The organism is Legionella nigrisilvae (assembly GCF_977063395.2).
In genome coordinates, this window is sequence record NZ_CDRUGZ020000019.1 from 114,738 (window position 1) to 132,657 (window position 17,920).

Consider the following 17,920-nt stretch of genomic DNA (forward strand, 5'->3'; position numbering starts at 1 on the left):
TCTTAAATTGCTCTTATAGAAAAAACCAATTATGCATGTCCATTTTAAGAAATCTCTTACAAACCTTTAAGCATTGCGGATTATGAGCTTTAGAGGATTTTTGCTATGCTTTACATAACGAGGAAATAACAGTGGATGTTTGAAACGGAATTGAAGGCGTCATGGATGATGCAAAACCACAGGGAAGTGGTAGCTCCTCCTCGTATAACTTCTCCACAATTGAACCGACTTAATTATCATCTTCCTTTCTCAAAAAATCTTTATGAAGCCTTAGTTTGTCATCCTAAATTGCACAGGGTCAAACCCCTGAGTAATGCAATAAATGAGCAAAAGCAGACTTCACCCTTTAGGATTTACTTTATTTGAATCCTCAATTATTTTGAGAGCATCCTTAACAATATCATTAATAGCGTCGACTGAAGATGTAGTAATCAAACTACTAAGAGCAACTTTATGAGCTCCTCGAGTAAACGCCCCTTGCCCAGTCGCAAGAGTTTGATATTCCGGGCTTAGTTTATAAGCTTCCAAAAACTCTTTAATATCTTGTTTCGTGGTAAATTGTTCAATCTGTGATTTAAAATCTTTTAAGATACTAATTTTTAATCCATCGCCTTTAAGCGCTTGATATTTTTGTTTAAATTCATCTGTTGTATTATTGGCAGTATCTGTGGTCACTTCATATTGCGCATGATCTCTTGGCTGTTCTAGGTTAGCAGGACTATATACCGTTTTAATATAAAGCGCTCTGAATGTCTCTTTTAATTCTGTAAGCGTTTGGACGGATGCTTTGGACAGATAAACTGCAACAGGATCGTTTTCACTCTTAAGCACCTTATGGAAATTAGTAACTGCTGTTTTATGCGGCCCTCTCCATTCCTCGATGTCTTTGGCACTCGCTTCCTTTACCGTAATTCCAAACTTGTCTTTCAACAGCATTTCATATTGTTTTCTTAAATCGGATAGTTCTTTTTTTATGATCTCAACATTTTTTAAAAAATCAGGATGGCTTATTTTATCTAGTTCCTCTTTAATCCCCATAATACTATTGGTTTTTGATTGTGCTGACATATAAAATTCTGCGGTGCTTAGAGCTTTCCCAAAACTATTTTCCTCTTTAATTGCAGTCTGAATATCATCCAGTTTTTGTAAATTTACCACGGCAGTTTTATGCGGCTCCGGTAATTGGCCCTTTTCCTTGTAACTCATCTTGACGGCACGATCCGGAGGTATGCCAAGCTCCTGAATTGTAAGTTCCAATTGACTTCTTATCGTGGCTATTTCATCATTTATTTTGATGAGTTTAAGCTCCACTTCTTCAAAAGACATTATTCTGCCTTTTGATACCACGAAACGATTTGGTTTCTTCTCAAGTCCTTCGAGTTCCTGTAGATTTAAATAATTGTCATCAAAATAGTCTTCTTCCAATTCTGAACCATCTTGAGTCAAGGTTTCGCGCAAATTTATTAGTTGTTGTTCCTTGTTCACAGGATATCCATCTACGTCCGTAGTTTTATATTCTTCATGCGTAGATTGATATCCAGCGACGACTTTTTTTTCCTCACTAATTTCATTTTCTAATTGATTTTTTAATTTCTTTATTTCTGCTAACTCATTATCCGTGAGTAAACGTTGTCTGATGACTTCTATTTCTTTTAATTTATCACGTTGAGATTCTGCCTCTCTGCCCAGTTCCTCTATTTTTTTTAAGTCTGCTTGATGGGAACGAAATTTGGCTAAATCACTTGTATTCTTGAGAATGAGTTCTTCAGTAGTTTTTAATTGATCAAAATAAGTAAACGGTCCATCAAACATAAAATCTACAGAAGTAGATACCTTAACAGGCTTTCCTAGTGCATCTGACAGGTGTGAAACGGCATCATTCGTGGTTTTAATTTCATCTTCTGAGAGTTGTCTCGGTAGACTTAATGACTGAACAAATTTACTTCTCTGGGTAAATAAAATGATTTCATCGTACCCCCCCTGACGAAGTCGCTCTACCAGATCAGTATTAAGCTTACCCTCTATAATAAGACATCCATCAATATCAACGAGCGCTACTTTTTTTTTATTATGGACTTTAACTTGTTCCAGAGTTTCAAGTTTGCCATCACTCATATTTTTTACCTTATAACAGCGTTTGCATGATGTGCGATTGATCTTTACTATTATTCTATAATTGTATATTAAACGACCCCTGTGTTCAATTTTTATAATCAATCCTTTTGTCATTACAGTAGCTTCCCAGAGTATCTTTCCGCAATATTAAAAAATATGATCCAGTTTGGTTTATAATATGGGGAGAAGAACATTTTGAACTCTATGAGGGAATATTATGATCAAAGGTTCCGAGCTCTTAGTTGCAGCCCTTGAGAATGAGGGCGTCCAACACATTTTTGGTATTCCTGGCGAAGAAAATCTCGATGTTGTCGAGGCCCTTCGCAACTCATCAATCGAACTGGTGCTTACTCGACACGAACAAGCAGCCGCATTTATGGCAGCGACCTATGGGCGACTAACCGGAAAGCCCGGCGTATGTATGACCACTCTTGGCCCTGGAGCACTAAATCTCACTACTGGAGCTGCCTATGCGCTTTTGGGTGAGATGCCTATGATCATGATAACGGGACAAAAGGGAATATTATCCTCCCATCAGGCGCGATTTCAAATGGTGAATACCGTAGCTACCATGCAACCTTTAACAAAGATGTCGCGCCAAATTATATCACCGTCGATGATCCCCACTATTGTGCGCGAAGCGTTTCATCTTGCTCAAGCAGAAACACCAGGACCTGTGCATTTAGAACTTCCTGAAGACATTGCCGCAGAACGAATCAAGAACGTTCCTCTCATTCCACCACACACTATTGAATATCCTGTAGCAAGTGAAGCGGCTATAAAACGCGCTGCAGAAATGATTATACAAGCCAAGCGACCACTGGTGATGCTCGGTGCAGCAGCATCTCGTCCACGAGCGACTAATGCGCTTGCCCAATTTATTTTGCGAACAAAAATTCCTTATTTCACCACCCAGATGGGGAAAGGGACTGTTTCGGGAGCAACCGAGCTTTACATGGGAACCGCAGCCCTTTCAGAACGAGACTACGTACATGAAGCGATAGAACAAGCGGATCTAATTATAACTATTGGTCATAGTACTGTAGAAAAACCCCCCTTTATCATGTGCAGTCATCTTAAGGTCATTCATGTTGGGTATCAATCTGCTACAGTGGAACAAATTTATTTTCCACAAGCCGAAGTTATAGGTGATATGGGGCCTTCATTAAATTTGCTTGCGGACAAACTCGAAGGCAAGCTTCCCCATGCAAACGCACTGTTACATTTACGTGAAGATATTTTGAACAAAATCGCTGCGCGAGCAACTGAAGATCGCTTTACCCCGCAACGCATGGTCTATGACGTACGGCAAGTCATGCCACATGATGGAATTCTCGCATTGGATAATGGTATGTATAAAATCTGGTTTGCCCGCAATTATCGGACGCAAATGGCAAACACCCTCCTTCTTGACAATGCTCTGGCAACAATGGGAGCTGGCCTTCCATCAGCAATCATGGCCTCACTTTTATATCCTAATCGCCGGGTAATGGCGGTATGTGGCGATGGAGGGTTTATGATGAACAGCCAAGAGTTAGAAACCGCGGTTCGGCTGAAATTAAACCTGGTAGTCCTAGTGATTGAAGATCATGCATTTGGAATGATTCGCTGGAAGCAGGCGGTGGATCATTTCCCTGATTTCGGCATGACATTTACAAATCCTGATTTAATAAAATATGCTGAGGCATATGGAGCACATGGAACCCGAGTGGAAAAAATAGAGGATTTTCGATCCATTCTGGAGAACGCATTTACTGCTGGGGGAGTTCAGCTTGTTATTTTCCCAATTGATTATTCAGAAAATAAACGTGTCCTGGTCGATGAGTTACAAAAACGTCTACCCCCAGCATCAATGAAAAAGGGAACTTCATGAAAAAAATACTGCAAGTGGTTCAAGCATTTGATCGGGTCTTAATTAAAGAAATTCCTGTCGATGATGAGCACACGCTTAAATTAAAGCTGGATACCGCTGCATCAACACTAAAAAATCGCAAAAATTGGCTCAAGCCCTATGAGCGCATGGACATTTTAAAACGCGCAGCCCAATTATTAACCTCTAAGCAGGATCATTTTGCCAAACTCATTGCGCAAGAAGGTGGAAAACCATTAACTGACGCAGCAATTGAAGTAACACGGGCCATAGATGGCTTAAACGATGCCGCAGAAGAATTGCGACATTTCGCGGGCCAAGAAATTCCTATGGGGCTTACTCCTGCAAGCGAGCATCGCTGGGCGTTTACGATTAAAGAACCTATTGGCGTTGTAGCAGCTATTTCTGCATTTAACCATCCTTTAAATCTCATTGTACATCAAGTTGCTCCAGCAATCGCAGTGGGATGCCCGGTCATCATTAAGCCTGCTTCCACCACTCCTTTATGTTGCATTGAACTCATCAACTTAGTCCGCGATGCCGGACTTCCCGAAGGATGGTGTCAAACCTTGATTACGGAAGATAATACCCTGGCGGAACAACTTGCAACCGATGAACGAATAGCTTTCTTAAGCTTTATTGGCTCTGCTAAAGTGGGATGGAGTTTACGAAGCAAGCTGTCCCCTGGCACCCGTTGTGCCTTAGAGCATGGGGGTGCAGCACCCGTAATTGTAGATCGCAGCGCGAACATTCAGAAAACCACGCAATCGCTTGTCAAAGGTGGGTATTACCATGCCGGCCAAGTGTGTGTTTCCGTACAGCGTATTTTTGTGCATAAAGATATTATCACCCCTTTTATGGATGAATTCGTGAAACGAGTCACATCATTAAAGGTCGGGGATCCACTCTTTAAAGAAACCGAAGTAGGTCCATTGATTCTCCCACGTGAAACAGAACGTGTCATCTCTTGGATTGATGAAGCAGTTGCCAAAGGCGCAAAATTATTTGGTGGAGGCCGTCTTTCTGAGACAACCTTGCTTCCAGCCGTATTACTCAATCCACCTGCTGATGCTAAAGTGTCTCAATTGGAAATTTTTGGTCCTGTAACCTGTGTTTATGAATATGAACAACTCGATGAGGCAATTCGTATTGCGAACTCCCTACCGGTTGCTTTTCAATCCAGCGTATTTTCTGAGGATATAGAACCTGCACTAAAAGCAGCAGAATACCTAGAGGCTTCTACCGTACTGATTAATGATCATACTGCCTTTCGTGCGGATTGGATGCCCTTTGCAGGATTAAAACAATCAGGTTACGGCATCGGAGGGATCCCATGGACAATGCACGATATGTCCAAGGAAAAAATGATTGTTTTGAAAAAGAATTAAATATTGTGCATCAAGGATATTTGAGAGCTTAACTAGGAATTTATCATACAACTCGATTCTTTTGGGTAAAATTTAAATTATCGTTATCAGCCGACTATACTTAACATAACGTGTTGAAAAAATTTGATGATGGCACCCATTCTAGTTTTACAACATTCTCCTTATGAACCCTTAGGTATAATTATTAATACCTTAAAGAGTACGAATTTGCGTATTCGCTATGTCAATTTTGCTAAAGAACCCCATCGACGATTAGATATGAATTGTTATCATGGTATTGTTGTACTGGGAGGAATGATGCATCCTAGTGAGATTGATCTATACCCGCACTTAACTCATGAAATAGAATTATTGCAAGTAGCAATTGCTAAGGAAATACCCATATTGGGGATTTGTTTAGGCTCTCAACTATTGAATTTAGCTCTGGGCGGGAACTGTTATGCCTTAGAAAGGCCTGAATTTGGATGGGTAAGTGTCAACAGACGTGGGGAACATGATCTATTTGGAGCTTTTGCACAGCCAATACATGTTTTTCAATGGCATCAATTTGCAAGTGAGACAGCTCCAGGTGTGGAAGTTCTTTTAGAAAACTCTCAATGTGTGCAAGCCTTTTGTTATCATCAAAATAGCATAGGGATACAATTTCATTTGGAAGTCGATCCTCATCTGATTCAGCGCTGGCTAGAGCATCCCGACTATTTAGAGCATTTGCTTCGTCATCTACAACCAGAAGATATTAGTGCCATTCGCGCTGAGACCCAACTGCATTTACCTCAATCAATGACTATAGCACAACATTTTTTTACTAACTTTTGCAATTTATTTCACAGGGAAACCTCATTGCCACAAAGAACCCGGAGAGAGCTATTTTGATTGTCAAATCACAAGTAAGCGAATCTCAAAGGATGCAGCATAAGTTTATGCAAAACCTATCACCAAGACCCCGATAAAAATTAAAAAACCTCCAAGAATGACGGAAAAATTCACATGAACTTGATTAAATAAAAACCAAGTAAAAATAATGGTAAATATAGGGTAGGTTAATTCAACGATTCCCGCAATTGTAGCGTTTTTAAGTGTAATGGAGGTCGCAATAAAATAACTGGCGATGAGAACAATTGCAATCTCAGCTCCAGTTAACAAAAGAAGACCTGAGTCTGTTGTTAGTATTTGAATGTCTCTTTTCATCGTTGTAAAAAAAGAAATTACTGTAAACAATATCGCTCCAATGGTCATTTCCAATGCCAATAAGGTGATCGGTGAAATGCTATTTAATATTTTTTCCGCTAATGCGTAATTAAATCCCCATAAGATAGCGGCAAAGAGAGCGAAAGTGAACCACATGATGTACTCCATGGACAAACGAATTTCTTTTTTGATTTATTCTTATTTGTAATACGAGATCGAGTCTAAAGCTGATCTGGACTCAACAACGAATGCCTATTATAACAACAAATAGATAAAAAATCAATCACCTGTTGCGTGAGCAAATACCCCAACCGGTGTTAGACCTCAAATAGTTCGCCGGATTTATGGATGATAATTTCTTGTTGGCCTATTTTTGAATAAACAAAAACGATTTGTTTAAACCTACTCGTACATTTCAAAAAGTTCGAGCATACTCTATATTAAGTGCTGTATTTATTACTCAAGTGCGTTATCGCAAAAGAGAAGAAAATGGACAATAGGAAATTTAATTTAATCTTTGATTTTGATGGAACATTAGCGGATAGTTTTCCCGTTGCCATTGAAAAATTAACGCTCTTGGCTGATGAGCTTAATCTACGCAAAATCGATCCCTCAGAATTAGAAACATTAAGGAATCTGACCTCCAAAGAACTCATCCATTATCTAAAAATTCCATTTTATAAACTACCTCATATAATGCATCGAGCTAGAGAGCATATGAAAAAGGAAATTCCTATCTTGTCTACGTTTATCGATCTACCTGAAGTACTTACTGAATTAAAAAATTTAGATTGTATCTTAGGGATTGTAACCTCAAATTCATTAGCAAATGTCTCAACCTGGCTTGAACAACATCAAATGCAGAATATATTTAATTTTATTCACGCAGAATCAAGTTATTTTGGTAAACGATATTTATTAAAAAAAGCAATTAAATCGTACACCATGAACTTACAGGATACTTTTTATATAGGAGATGAAACACGAGACATTGAAGCGGCTAAAAAATGTCATATTCTATCCATAGCGGTCACCTGGGGATTTAATTCAGAATCATTGCTAACCCGTTATAATCCAACCCATATTGCTAGAAGCCCCCAAAATATATTAACTATTGTGAAAGATCTACTTTAATTTTATGTCAACCCATTACAAACGAGAACTTGTTTACACAGTCAAATCACAACATTTTTTATGTTTAAATAAAAGTGAGCCACTTTGTAACAACTCAGAGGATATTCTTTTTTCAACACGTAAATGTCTAATTACCTTCGAAAATATAAGGCGCACCCATACTCATGAATTCCTAAATGCAGCGGAAAGTAACGGTACTTTAAAATCATTTTGCAAGTTATTGATTTCTAAAAAAGCATCAGAGAACTGATGAGCAATCACATGATGAGGACACAGGTTCACACAAAACTGGACTTGTTTAAACCAGGATGATTGGGTAAATTTTTGGATTTCCCTGCGAGTTGATTCAAGAATTTGATGCAATTGGCTGTTTTGTGGACCCGAAAAAAAAGAAACCATCGTACTGGTCCCATACTCACGCGCTATAGCTCTTTGAACTTCTTCCAATCTTTTTTCGCATCGAAATAATTTTGCAAGCGGCAATTTCAAGGAACTAACTTCTTTCTTTAAATTCTTTATCTCCTCCACCTGATCTGGCCGCCTTCGAGTTTTTTGGGAGTAACTCTCAACATTCTTTATCAAACTGTTCAACATTGCCTCAAATTTCTCAATTGAAATTACCGTGGGTTTGTCACGCGCAACATCATTAAGAAAGAGTTCTGCCGCAGATACTCCTAATTTCTGCCACTCTTTGCTTACCTTAAATAATGAAATCCAATCCCGAATAGGGAGAAAAGTAAGGAGCTCGCATTTTACTTCTGCAGGTAGGAGACCGATAAAAGGAGTAATTTTTTTCAGCACTTCTGAGATATGAGTATCCGCATAACTTTTATTTCGAATTAACTCAATACTTAAGAACGGATCTTGAGCCACTCGAGCAAGTATCATATCTTGCAAGCTGTTTGGAGAGGTTGTTATTCCGTCTTCGGATGGCTCTGCTGAGGCATCCATCGCTTCGGACAACTTCTTTTCTTCATAGTTCTTATCGTAATTTGTTGAATCCCGAGAATTATCATGCATTTTATTTAACCACTCACTCAATAAGAAACACAGTGTACAACAATTTATAAAAACACAAAACTTGGTTGTTTTGTGGTGAATTGCTCTGTCACTAACAATCACCAAGTTGGACTCTGCTTACAATACTCGCGTGGATAATTACATTATGACCCTGCCGCAAAATGTATTATATTTAAGCCAACAATTAATTTATTAGGTATTTAGAAAAAAATATGAACTCACGCATATCCTACTTTCAAGAACAAATTAATCTTATTCAAGCTGTTTATGTGCGATTAGCACAATCGTATGACTATTTAAAACGATTTGACCTACAAGGCATTAATCAGTTTCATGGGGTGAGTCAATTATTCAAAATTAAACTGGCTCTGGAGCACTATACGGAACGTGTGAGCAAGGTACAGGAGATGCTCCATGAGCTAAAACAAAAAAAAGACGACAAATCAGCATTTAATTCTCTGGGCGCTGAGCTAGGGATGCGAGTAGAGCAACTACTCACTGAACTCATTGATCTGAGCTGCCCTTCTTCATCCCAAACAGCTCTCAAAAAACAATATAGTATGCTTCTTGCTAAAACCTTTAGCGCACTTCAGTCTCAAGAAAAATCTTTATTAACTCAATTTACCTCAACTTTTACAGGTTTTCCTGCTATCAAACAATTTAAAGATGGAGTAAAAAAATATATTGCTGAATTAGCTGTAGCAATGCAACAACAACAAAAATCCATGGAACGTGAATTACCTCAAGAAATGCAAAACCAATTAATTACTATAAGAGCGGGTAGTTTTGCTAAATTACCTCGGGAAATATCAGCCTATATGACTTCTTTTCTCAACCCACATGACGTATGCAGACTTTCAGAAACGGGGCAGTTTTTTAGAAAGATGACCGAGATTACCCGGGCAAATTATAAAACCTTTTTTGAAAAAAATGTCCCCAGAATTATGATTAATTTGATTGGCGATACAGGAATTGGTATTAGAAGCCTGATCTGTCAACTCACCGAAAACGAATTCATTGATTCGAATATCATACAGATTGAGAAAAGTCAGATTCAGCATCATAAGAAATATGGAACATTGTTGTTGTGTTATGAAAGCCCTTTGGTTCAAGGACGCGATTATCCAATGACACATAATGCAACTGCTTATTATAGAAGGCAATATTTGGGGGATAAAATTCATCTTCTTTGCTTTGATATAAGTTCTCGCGAGAGTTTTAATAATTTAAAATTCTGGTCTCAGGATGTTTTTCACTACAATGAACATAATCCGCATTTCAGATTTTTATTCGTGGGATTAAAAAGCGATACGGCGGAGCGTCTGGTAAGTAAACATGAAGCCACCGAATTTGCGGAAACGTTTTCTACAGTTTATATCGAAACCTCTGCGAAAAAAGCGATTGGGCTTGATCAATTAAAATCTCATATTATCGAAACGTACGTGGCAGACCATAAAGCACTGTTTGGAAAATTAAAAGAAGAATCCCATTCTTCTGCAAAGCCTTAAGTAATGATGGGGCTCCCTGTGACAGCAAAATGGAGTTGGAATCTTCACAGGGAAATCTCCTCAACTCGAAGCGGTTATGTTTCACTTTGTACAATTTTGGTCAAATAGTATATATATTATATAGTGTTCAAATTAATGATATGGCTATTCCTATGAAAACCTCGGAACTATTAGAAATAGCGAAAGAAGCCTGCGCTTATGCTAGGGAACATATAAAACAAGGAGAGACCACACCGCGGATTAAGTTTTATAAGAAGAATGCTGCATTATTGGATAACGATTTAACCTCCGTAAGAAAAGAAGAACTGAAAAATAAATATGCAGAGCGGTATAACCAACGTAAAAGCTCCGGATATTATGAAAGCTCTATTTTCCATAACTTACAGTATTTGGATAGATTAGCTCTTGCAAATGAAGTAGCTGATATACGGAAACAAGCGGATGAGTTATGGATGGCTTTTTGCGCCTTTAAAGGGGTGGAGGAAGACTCTACACGCGGTCAATCAATTAGAAGGCATTGTTTAGAACTCTGTGTTTTAGAGAAAAAAATAGGCAATTGCGGGGAGTTTGCCACTTTGGCCTTTCACTATATCCAAAAAATGTATCCTGAACAACTTGAGGAAATGAATCTCACTGTCCTTGGTGTTAACATCAATAGACATGTGGTGGTCAGTCTGGGGAAAGATGAAGATCGAGTGATATGTGATCCTACGTTAAATCTTGTTTTTGAATTAAATAAAGAGCCTGAAAAGTTACATAGCTTTAGTCAATCTCGCGGCAAAAACACTTATTATCCGTACAATCCCGAGTTTGATACGCTTAATCCTTTAGTCACTTATTCCCCAGAAGGAATGCTTTCTCGGGAAGAGATAGAGGAATTAAACCAATTCAAAATAGGACAAAGTCAAGCTGTAAGTCCATCATCTACTCTAGGAAAAAATTGAGTTTGTAGCTAGCAATGTCGCCTGGTTGTCTCCAACCAGGGCAATTTATCTATTTAAATATGAGTACTTTGTGACTTTAAATACCACATAGGGTGTTGCTGGGTACGTCCTTTTCAAGCATCAGCTCCACATTAGGATAGCTAGTTAAGAAATTTATACCTGCATCAATCTCATTTAGTTGTTTATCCCCTATAAATCGTGCATCTACATAAACACTATAGGCAGCAATGGTTAAAACAAGTGTCGACAAGAGGGCCATCCCTATTCCTAAAAGAGCAATACCTAAGGGTCCAGTTACTGCAGCAGCCCCAAATAAAACAACACCCAGAGCAGCTGCCGAAGTCACAATTGAATTCGCGAACACGTTGCATCCAGAAAAACACTTTTCTAGATTCTTATGTTCTTCAACCTCATCTTTTAATAATGAAAATTTATTGTTCAATACATTAGAATGCTGACTTCCATCGAAGGAAGGATTGGATATTGCTTCTTTAATCACCTCCTGAATGAGCTCATCCATCGAGTCAATTTGTTGAGCCTCGGTAACTTTTTTTAACTCCTCAAGACTTGATATCATGCGAGAAGCATGCTTCTTTAAGTTCAATAAAGCTTTGTATCGAGTTCGTTCCCAATTCAAAGTATCGGTGTCACCAAGCTTGTCTTGAATTGCTTTTTCAAGGGTTGTTGGAAAAAAACGCGGAAAATATATTTTGGAATAAAAAAACATAATTTAATTAGATGATTAACATTTTGGCATTATAGAAACTTAATGTGAGTTTTCAAGTATAATTAACTTAACCTCTCCGGAAACTCCGGTTTACATTTTCCAGATGATTTGCAAAATACTCTGTTGGCCTTTAGCACGGAAAATGCACCCTGTAACCCAGGAATTTGCGTGAAAGCCCAGGTTACGTCAAATCAAGGTAAGGCAAAATGCCAATTCATGGCTTTAGACAAGCCTTCAAGCATGATTTCACCACGAATACTGTTGCCCTTAGCATTTACTCGTGGACTTAATACTACAATCCCAGCTTTCCCAGGAACAACCGCAATGGTATAGCCCGATACCCCGCTTTTAGCCGGCATTCCGGTTTTAACCATATGGGTTCCTGTCTCATCATAGAGTCCACACGTTGCCATAATTGCCAAAGTAATTTTAGCGGTTTCGGTGGAAATGATTTGCTCCCCGTTGTCAGGATTTCGTCCTGCATTGGCTAATAGAGTAGGTAGAAAAAGCATCTGCTCTAACTTAGCTTCATAGGAACATAGGGCAAAATATAAATCCAAAGTTTCATGAACATCTGCTTTAAGGTTATTCCTACTCTTTAATAAATAAGCGAGTGCACGATTGCGATTACCAGTACGTTTTTCAGAAGCAAAAACTAAAGGATTAATACTCAGGCGTTGATTAAATAATTTTTGCGTCCAATGTTCTAACCATCCAAATTGTTGCTCGCCCTTGCCTGGAATTTGAGAACATAAAGTAATTGCCCCTGCATTCAGCATTGGATTTGAGGGTTTAGGTCCAAATTGTTCTAAGCGGGTAATCGAAGCAAAATCATCCCCAGAGGGCTCAACTTTAACCCATTCGAACACCTGTTCATCGCCAAACTCTTCAAGTAACCCAATCAAAGGGATCATCTTAGAGGTACTTTGCAATGTCACCGGATTTAAAAGGTTATTACTGTATGAAAGAGGATCCCCTCCCAAAGGTTGGACAGCAATCGCGGTTAAATCTGCATCCACATTAGCAAGTTCAGGAATATAATCTGCTGTCTTACCTTCTTGATTCAACTCAGCGGCACGAACTAAATCCTCTAGCAAATTGATAGTAAGCAATGATGACATAAGATCCTTAGACTCAAAAAGCAGCATTATGATAAATTTAGCACATTAAAACAAATAAATTTGCAATACGAATTAATTTGGAGAAGCCCATAATGATCTGTTTATGCTAAAATCAAAATTTATATTAAACCTCTTTTGTAAAGATTGAAGATCATGAACATCGATAAAATCACTTGTCCTATTTGTGGGAAACAAAATACCTGGCGTCCGGATAACCAGTTCAAACCTTTTTGCTCACATCGATGTAAGCTTATTGACTTGGGTGAATGGGCTAGTGAAACAAGAAAAATTTCTGGTCCCCCAATTGATCCAGACCTCATTGTGGATGCTCATAATGGTGAAGACTAATAGTTTTTCTTAATTCAATAGAACTCAAAGATCCTTATTTAATTGATTTTTGTTTTAGTTGGTCTTCGGTAGGCAACTTGATTTCTTGAACTAGGCCAATACATGAGAGTAAATATATTAATATATAAGATAGATCTATCTGCCATTTTTTTAGCCCATGTCTGGCGGAGCTTGGAAAAGCATGATGTCCATTATGCCAACCCTCGCCATAAGCAAGAATCGCCAAAAGCCAATTATTTTTACTGTTGTCCTGCGTTTTAAAATCTTTTCTTCCCCAAATGTGACAAACTGAATTAATGGACCAGGTAACATGCTGTTGGAAACAGATTCTGACAAATCCACAAACAATAACCCCTTCCCAGAACGAATACCAATTCATGTACAACAATCCATTGATAATTCCGGGAACAATTATCCCACTCAGGGCAATAAGGCCATAGTGTTTGTTTATAAACAATAAATCGCGATCGCGAAGCAAATCGCCTAAATAATATCGCCAGTTCTCTAGGGTGTGGTCCACCATCCATCCCATATGGGCGTGATAAAAACCATATAGCCACCCTTTCTTTGTCGAAAGAGGTGAATGCGGATCAAACTGCGTTTCTGTATATTTATGATGTCTTCGGTGAGCGGCTATCCAAAAGAATGGAGGACCTTCATAAGCCATGCAACCAAAACAAGCAAACACAATCTTCACCCATCGCTTTGTTTTGAATGAATGATGCGTTAACAAACGGTGAAAACCGATCGTAATTCCTAAAACAGTACAACTGTAACAAATCAAAAATAATACTAATGTACCCATACTGATATTAAATAACATCCCTGAAATAATACTATAGAGGGTCACTAATAAAGGGATCCCAATGATGGCTCTACTGTATCGCTTTTCCGAACTGGTTAAACCACGATACAAATGCAATTCGGTCTGATTCATAACTACTTTTTATAGAAGACTGTTAAGTCACTCCAGAGTGGTTTTTTATAAATATAGGTAATGAATTTCCACAATTCAACCAAATAGAGCGATATTTATACACAAATCTCCGATCATACGAGGTACTCCAATTCCTGGACTCAATAGTTTGGTGCCCTCCTTCTATCAAAAAAACCATCAAAATCTGACTATTTTTTGAACATTTATAAAAAACGACTACACTCATAAAATATGAGAAAACAATGATAGAGATGAGTTGTATTTTGTATTTGTAACTATTTGGTTGTGAAATGAACGCAAGGAAAAAAATCGAAAATATGGTTGAGCTGTTCAAAGAACGGGCTTTCGCAAACCCATCAGCTCCCTTATATTACTTTTCAACAACGGGGCTGTTTGAAAACAGTGAACAATATACTTACGGGGAACTTCAACAAAAAATTTATTCTATAGCGGCATTGATTCAACAATATGCTAAACCTGGAGACCGTGTGTTGTTGATCTTTACGCCCGGCATTGATTATATAGTCACTTTATGGGCTTGCTTATTTTCTGGTGTACTTGCAGTACCCGCATACCCTCCATTTGATAAAAGTACTGTTGAAAAATTACAAGCAATTATTAACAACTCGAAACCATCTATTATCCTATCCAACACAGAAATAACCCAAAAAATTAAAAAATTGGGATTTATAAAAAATCTTGCCTCTATTCCTTTAATTCAAAAATTTGTGAGTAAATTTTCTACAAAAATAGACCATCTAATGGAATGGGATTTTCAAAATTTCCGCTGGGTTGACATCAATAAGGCTACCATTGCAATGGCTGATTTATATAAACCTTTATCATTTAAAGGTTCCGATATGTGTTATTTACAGTATACCTCGGGCTCAACCGCTTTGCCTAAAGGTGTCATCGTACGACATGGAAACCTATTGGATAATTTGAGCTTAGTTTATGAAACTATAGGAAAAACAAGCAAAGAACGGATGGTTTCCTGGTTACCCCCATATCATGATATGGGATTAATCGGCAATTTATTGTTCCCTGTATATACAGACTTTAGCATTTTTATGATGTCCCCTATTTCATTTCTTAAGCATCCTTACCTATGGTTAAAAGCCATTTCTGATTTTAAGGCCAATATCAGTGGGGGGCCCAATTTTGCGTATGAAATCTGCGAAAAAAGGATCAATGAACAATTTATCGAACCTAATTTTCAATTAGATTCATGGAGAGTGGCATACAACGGAGCAGAATATATTAATCATAAAACTTTAAATAATTTTTATAACAAATTTAGTCAATATGGATTTCAAAAAAAATCTTTTTATCCAATTTATGGGTTGGCTGAGTCAACCGTATTTGTTAGTGGCCACAAAAATGGGCATGAGCATCCGCAATTTTTGAATATAGAAATGGATTCCTTACATCAAAATAAGGTAGTGCTTGCTGATGAAGCGAATAATAATACACAAAGCGTTCTTGTGGGATGTGGTAAACCCATGGTCCCTGTAGTGATCGTATCTAAACCTCCTTTTAGAAGATGTGCCGAAGGTGAAATTGGAGAAATTTGGTTGTGTGGTCCGAGTGTTACCTCAGGCTATTGGGAAAATGAGCAGGCAACCAAGGAATCATTTCATGCAGATATCGATTCAGATACTACCAAATTCCTTAGAACGGGTGACTTAGGATTTTTATATAAAGATAATTTATTTATTACCGGAAGAATAAAAGAACTTATTATAATCAATGGTAAGAATCACTATCCCTATGACATTGAAATACACCTTGGATCTTCAGATTCACGTTTGAAAACGGGTTGTATCGCTGCATTTTCTGTTAACATGGATAATTCGGAGCAATTGGCTATTGTAGCCGAAGTCAGACAACTGTTCCCTAATAATGAACTTGAAGACATTGTCAACACAATAAAATCAAATATTAGTTCAAGCTTTGGCTTAAGCCCTCAGTTCATTGCCTTATTACCTCCTAAAAAAATTCCTAAAACTACTAGTGGTAAATTGAGAAGAAACATCATTAAAAAATTAGTGACTGATAATGAGTTAACCCCCCTTTTTGTATGGCAATCTGGAACTAAAGACTATGATAAGTAAAGAACACCTTACCGTTTGCAAAATCGAAGATTATTTACAAAGTAGTATTGCAAACATTTTAAATCAACCTAAAGAAAATATTGATACAACATCCGCTTTAATCAATTTTGGGTTTGATTCTTTGCACGTCCAACAATTCATTGCCAATATTGAAGATGGCTTACAAATTACAGTCGACAATGATTTAATCATTAATTTCGAAAATATTAGAGAGCTTGCCGGCTATTTACTAGAATGCATTAATGAACAAGCAAAACCCGATTTGAGCAGTTTTTTTGATACCAAACTCAAGAGCATAGAAAAAATTAATGGGAATTATACCGAGTTTAAAGCATACCCCCCTTATCTGCAGCTGAAGAAGTTACAAGCAAACCTCGGTAATACTATTTTTTTTGATGCACAACAAGGAGTTTCCAATAGTACATGCATTATTAATGGAAAAGAATACATTAATTTTACCTCTTATAACTATTTGGGTCTGGCCTCTCATCCAGAGGTTATTGCAGCAAGCTGTGAAGCAATTAAAACTTATGGTACCTCTGTTTCTGCAAGCCGGCTTGTCTCTGGACAAAAAGTAATTCATCAAGAATTGGAGGCTGAATTAGCGAAGCTGTTGGGAGTTGAAGATGCAATCGTATTTACGAGTGGCCATGCTACCAATGTTATGACCATTGCTCATCTCTATGGACCGGATGATTTAATATTGCATGATGAACTGGCCCATAACAGTCTGGTCTTAGGTGCAGTTTATTCTCGAGCCACACGCATTGCTTTTCCGCACAACGATTGGCAGGCTATTGATACTATTTTAACTAAAGATCGGGATTTTTATAAAAGAGTTTTAATTGTTGTCGAAGGTGTTTATAGCATGGATGGTGATATCGCGAAACTCAACGAACTCATTAGCATAAAAAACCGTCATGGTGCCTGGCTCATGGTAGACGAAGCGCATTCCATGGGCGTTCTTGGAAAAACCGGCAAGGGTATTAGTGAGCATTATGGCATTAATTCCACGGATGTAGAAATATGGATGGGAACTTTAAGTAAATCTTTTGCAAGTTGTGGGGGCTATATTGCAGGTAAAAAAGAGTTAATTGAATACTTAAAATATACCTGTCCTGGGTTTGTATTTACCGTAGGATTACCTCCAGCCAATACCGCTGCTTCTTTAGCCTCAATAAAAATCATGGAAAGAGAACCCGAGCGAATTAAGCGATTAAATGAGTTGAGTCAGTTGGCAAGAGAGACCGCAATTCAATATGGTTTCGATATAGGATTAAATGAGAGTACACCAATTTTACCCATTATTTTGGGAGACTCGAAAAAATGCATCACTACCTCAAAACAATGTTTTCAACAAGGATTGAATGTTAAACCCATTATATATCCTGCAGTTCCTGAAAATTCAGCTCGATTACGATTTTTTATTACCGCTACTCATACACCAGAACAAATTCTAAAATCGTTAGAAATTTTATCCCAATCAATTTGACGATAAAATAGTCT

15 protein-coding genes are annotated in these 17,920 nt (G+C 37.9%); 9 read left to right on the forward strand and 6 right to left on the reverse strand.

The genetic code is table 11. The annotated features are described in order from the left end of the window. Positions 1-339: 339 nt before the first annotated feature. The gene (locus tag ACWTE2_RS05600) at positions 340-2,115 is read right to left on the reverse strand and encodes a hypothetical protein (RefSeq protein WP_454784532.1); all 1,776 of its coding nucleotides are present in this window, start codon (positions 2,113-2,115) and stop codon (positions 340-342) included. Positions 2,116-2,332: 217 nt separating this feature from the next. Here ACWTE2_RS05600 and ACWTE2_RS05605 point away from each other — a divergent pair, with 217 nt between their 5' ends. The 3 genes from ACWTE2_RS05605 (at position 2,333) to ACWTE2_RS05615 (ending at position 6,246) form a co-directional block, all read left to right on the forward strand. After that, positions 2,333-3,988, forward strand: a complete 1,656-nt coding sequence (locus ACWTE2_RS05605; protein ID WP_454784533.1) for an acetolactate synthase large subunit — start codon at positions 2,333-2,335, stop codon at positions 3,986-3,988. Then, entirely contained in the window at positions 3,985-5,373 is a 1,389-nt protein-coding gene (locus ACWTE2_RS05610; RefSeq protein ID WP_454784534.1) for an aldehyde dehydrogenase family protein, read from the forward strand. Before ACWTE2_RS05605 ends, ACWTE2_RS05610 begins: the two co-directional genes overlap by 4 nt. A gap of 126 nt (positions 5,374-5,499) precedes the next feature. Continuing rightward, positions 5,500-6,246, forward strand: coding sequence for a type 1 glutamine amidotransferase (locus ACWTE2_RS05615; protein WP_454784535.1), 747 nt, complete (start codon positions 5,500-5,502; stop codon positions 6,244-6,246). Between the two features lie 45 nt (positions 6,247-6,291). Here ACWTE2_RS05615 and ACWTE2_RS05620 read toward each other — a convergent pair whose 3' ends face one another. Beyond that, entirely contained in the window at positions 6,292-6,717 is a 426-nt protein-coding gene (locus tag ACWTE2_RS05620) for a DMT family transporter (protein ID WP_454784536.1), read from the reverse strand. Positions 6,718-7,050: 333 nt separating this feature from the next. On the opposite strand from ACWTE2_RS05620, the gene ACWTE2_RS05625 reads away from it, so the two are divergent. After that, entirely contained in the window at positions 7,051-7,695 is a 645-nt protein-coding gene (locus ACWTE2_RS05625; RefSeq protein ID WP_454784537.1) for an HAD hydrolase-like protein, read from the forward strand. A gap of 162 nt (positions 7,696-7,857) precedes the next feature. On the opposite strand, the gene ACWTE2_RS05630 is transcribed toward ACWTE2_RS05625, so the two are convergent. After that, complete coding sequence (locus ACWTE2_RS05630; protein WP_454784538.1) at positions 7,858-8,715, reverse strand: F-box protein; 858 nt, start codon at positions 8,713-8,715, stop codon at positions 7,858-7,860. A gap of 212 nt (positions 8,716-8,927) precedes the next feature. On the opposite strand from ACWTE2_RS05630, the gene ACWTE2_RS05635 reads away from it, so the two are divergent. Together ACWTE2_RS05635 and ACWTE2_RS05640 are read left to right on the forward strand one after the other, a co-directional pair. Next, a complete protein-coding gene (locus ACWTE2_RS05635; RefSeq protein WP_454784539.1) occupies positions 8,928-10,223 on the forward strand; it encodes a hypothetical protein in 1,296 nt (431 codons plus the stop codon). Between the two features lie 152 nt (positions 10,224-10,375). After that, positions 10,376-11,167 carry a hypothetical protein gene (locus tag ACWTE2_RS05640; RefSeq protein WP_454784540.1) on the forward strand — a complete coding sequence of 264 codons (792 nt, stop codon included), beginning with the start codon at positions 10,376-10,378 and terminating at the stop codon, positions 11,165-11,167. Between the two features lie 76 nt (positions 11,168-11,243). On the opposite strand, the gene ACWTE2_RS05645 is transcribed toward ACWTE2_RS05640, so the two are convergent. Then, positions 11,244-11,894, reverse strand: a complete 651-nt coding sequence (locus ACWTE2_RS05645; protein WP_454784541.1) for a hypothetical protein — start codon at positions 11,892-11,894, stop codon at positions 11,244-11,246. Between the two features lie 191 nt (positions 11,895-12,085). Further along, positions 12,086-13,015, reverse strand: a complete 930-nt coding sequence (gene glsA / locus ACWTE2_RS05650) for a glutaminase A (RefSeq protein WP_454784542.1) — start codon at positions 13,013-13,015, stop codon at positions 12,086-12,088. A gap of 150 nt (positions 13,016-13,165) precedes the next feature. Between glsA and ACWTE2_RS05655 the strand changes: the two genes are divergently transcribed. Continuing rightward, positions 13,166-13,363, forward strand: a complete 198-nt coding sequence (locus ACWTE2_RS05655; RefSeq protein ID WP_454785014.1) for a DNA gyrase inhibitor YacG — start codon at positions 13,166-13,168, stop codon at positions 13,361-13,363. 34 nt (positions 13,364-13,397) lie between these two features. Here the strand turns inward: ACWTE2_RS05655 and ACWTE2_RS05660 are convergent, their stop codons facing one another. After that, entirely contained in the window at positions 13,398-14,300 is a 903-nt protein-coding gene (locus tag ACWTE2_RS05660) for an acyl-CoA desaturase (RefSeq protein ID WP_454784543.1), read from the reverse strand. 290 nt (positions 14,301-14,590) lie between these two features. Here ACWTE2_RS05660 and ACWTE2_RS05665 point away from each other — a divergent pair, with 290 nt between their 5' ends. Both ACWTE2_RS05665 and ACWTE2_RS05670 read left to right on the forward strand, forming a co-directional pair. Continuing rightward, a complete protein-coding gene (locus ACWTE2_RS05665) occupies positions 14,591-16,414 on the forward strand; it encodes a fatty acyl-AMP ligase (RefSeq protein ID WP_454784544.1) in 1,824 nt (607 codons plus the stop codon). Beyond that, positions 16,404-17,906, forward strand: a complete 1,503-nt coding sequence (locus ACWTE2_RS05670) for an aminotransferase class I/II-fold pyridoxal phosphate-dependent enzyme (RefSeq protein ID WP_454784545.1) — start codon at positions 16,404-16,406, stop codon at positions 17,904-17,906. Before ACWTE2_RS05665 ends, ACWTE2_RS05670 begins: the two co-directional genes overlap by 11 nt. Positions 17,907-17,920: the final 14 nt, after the last annotated feature.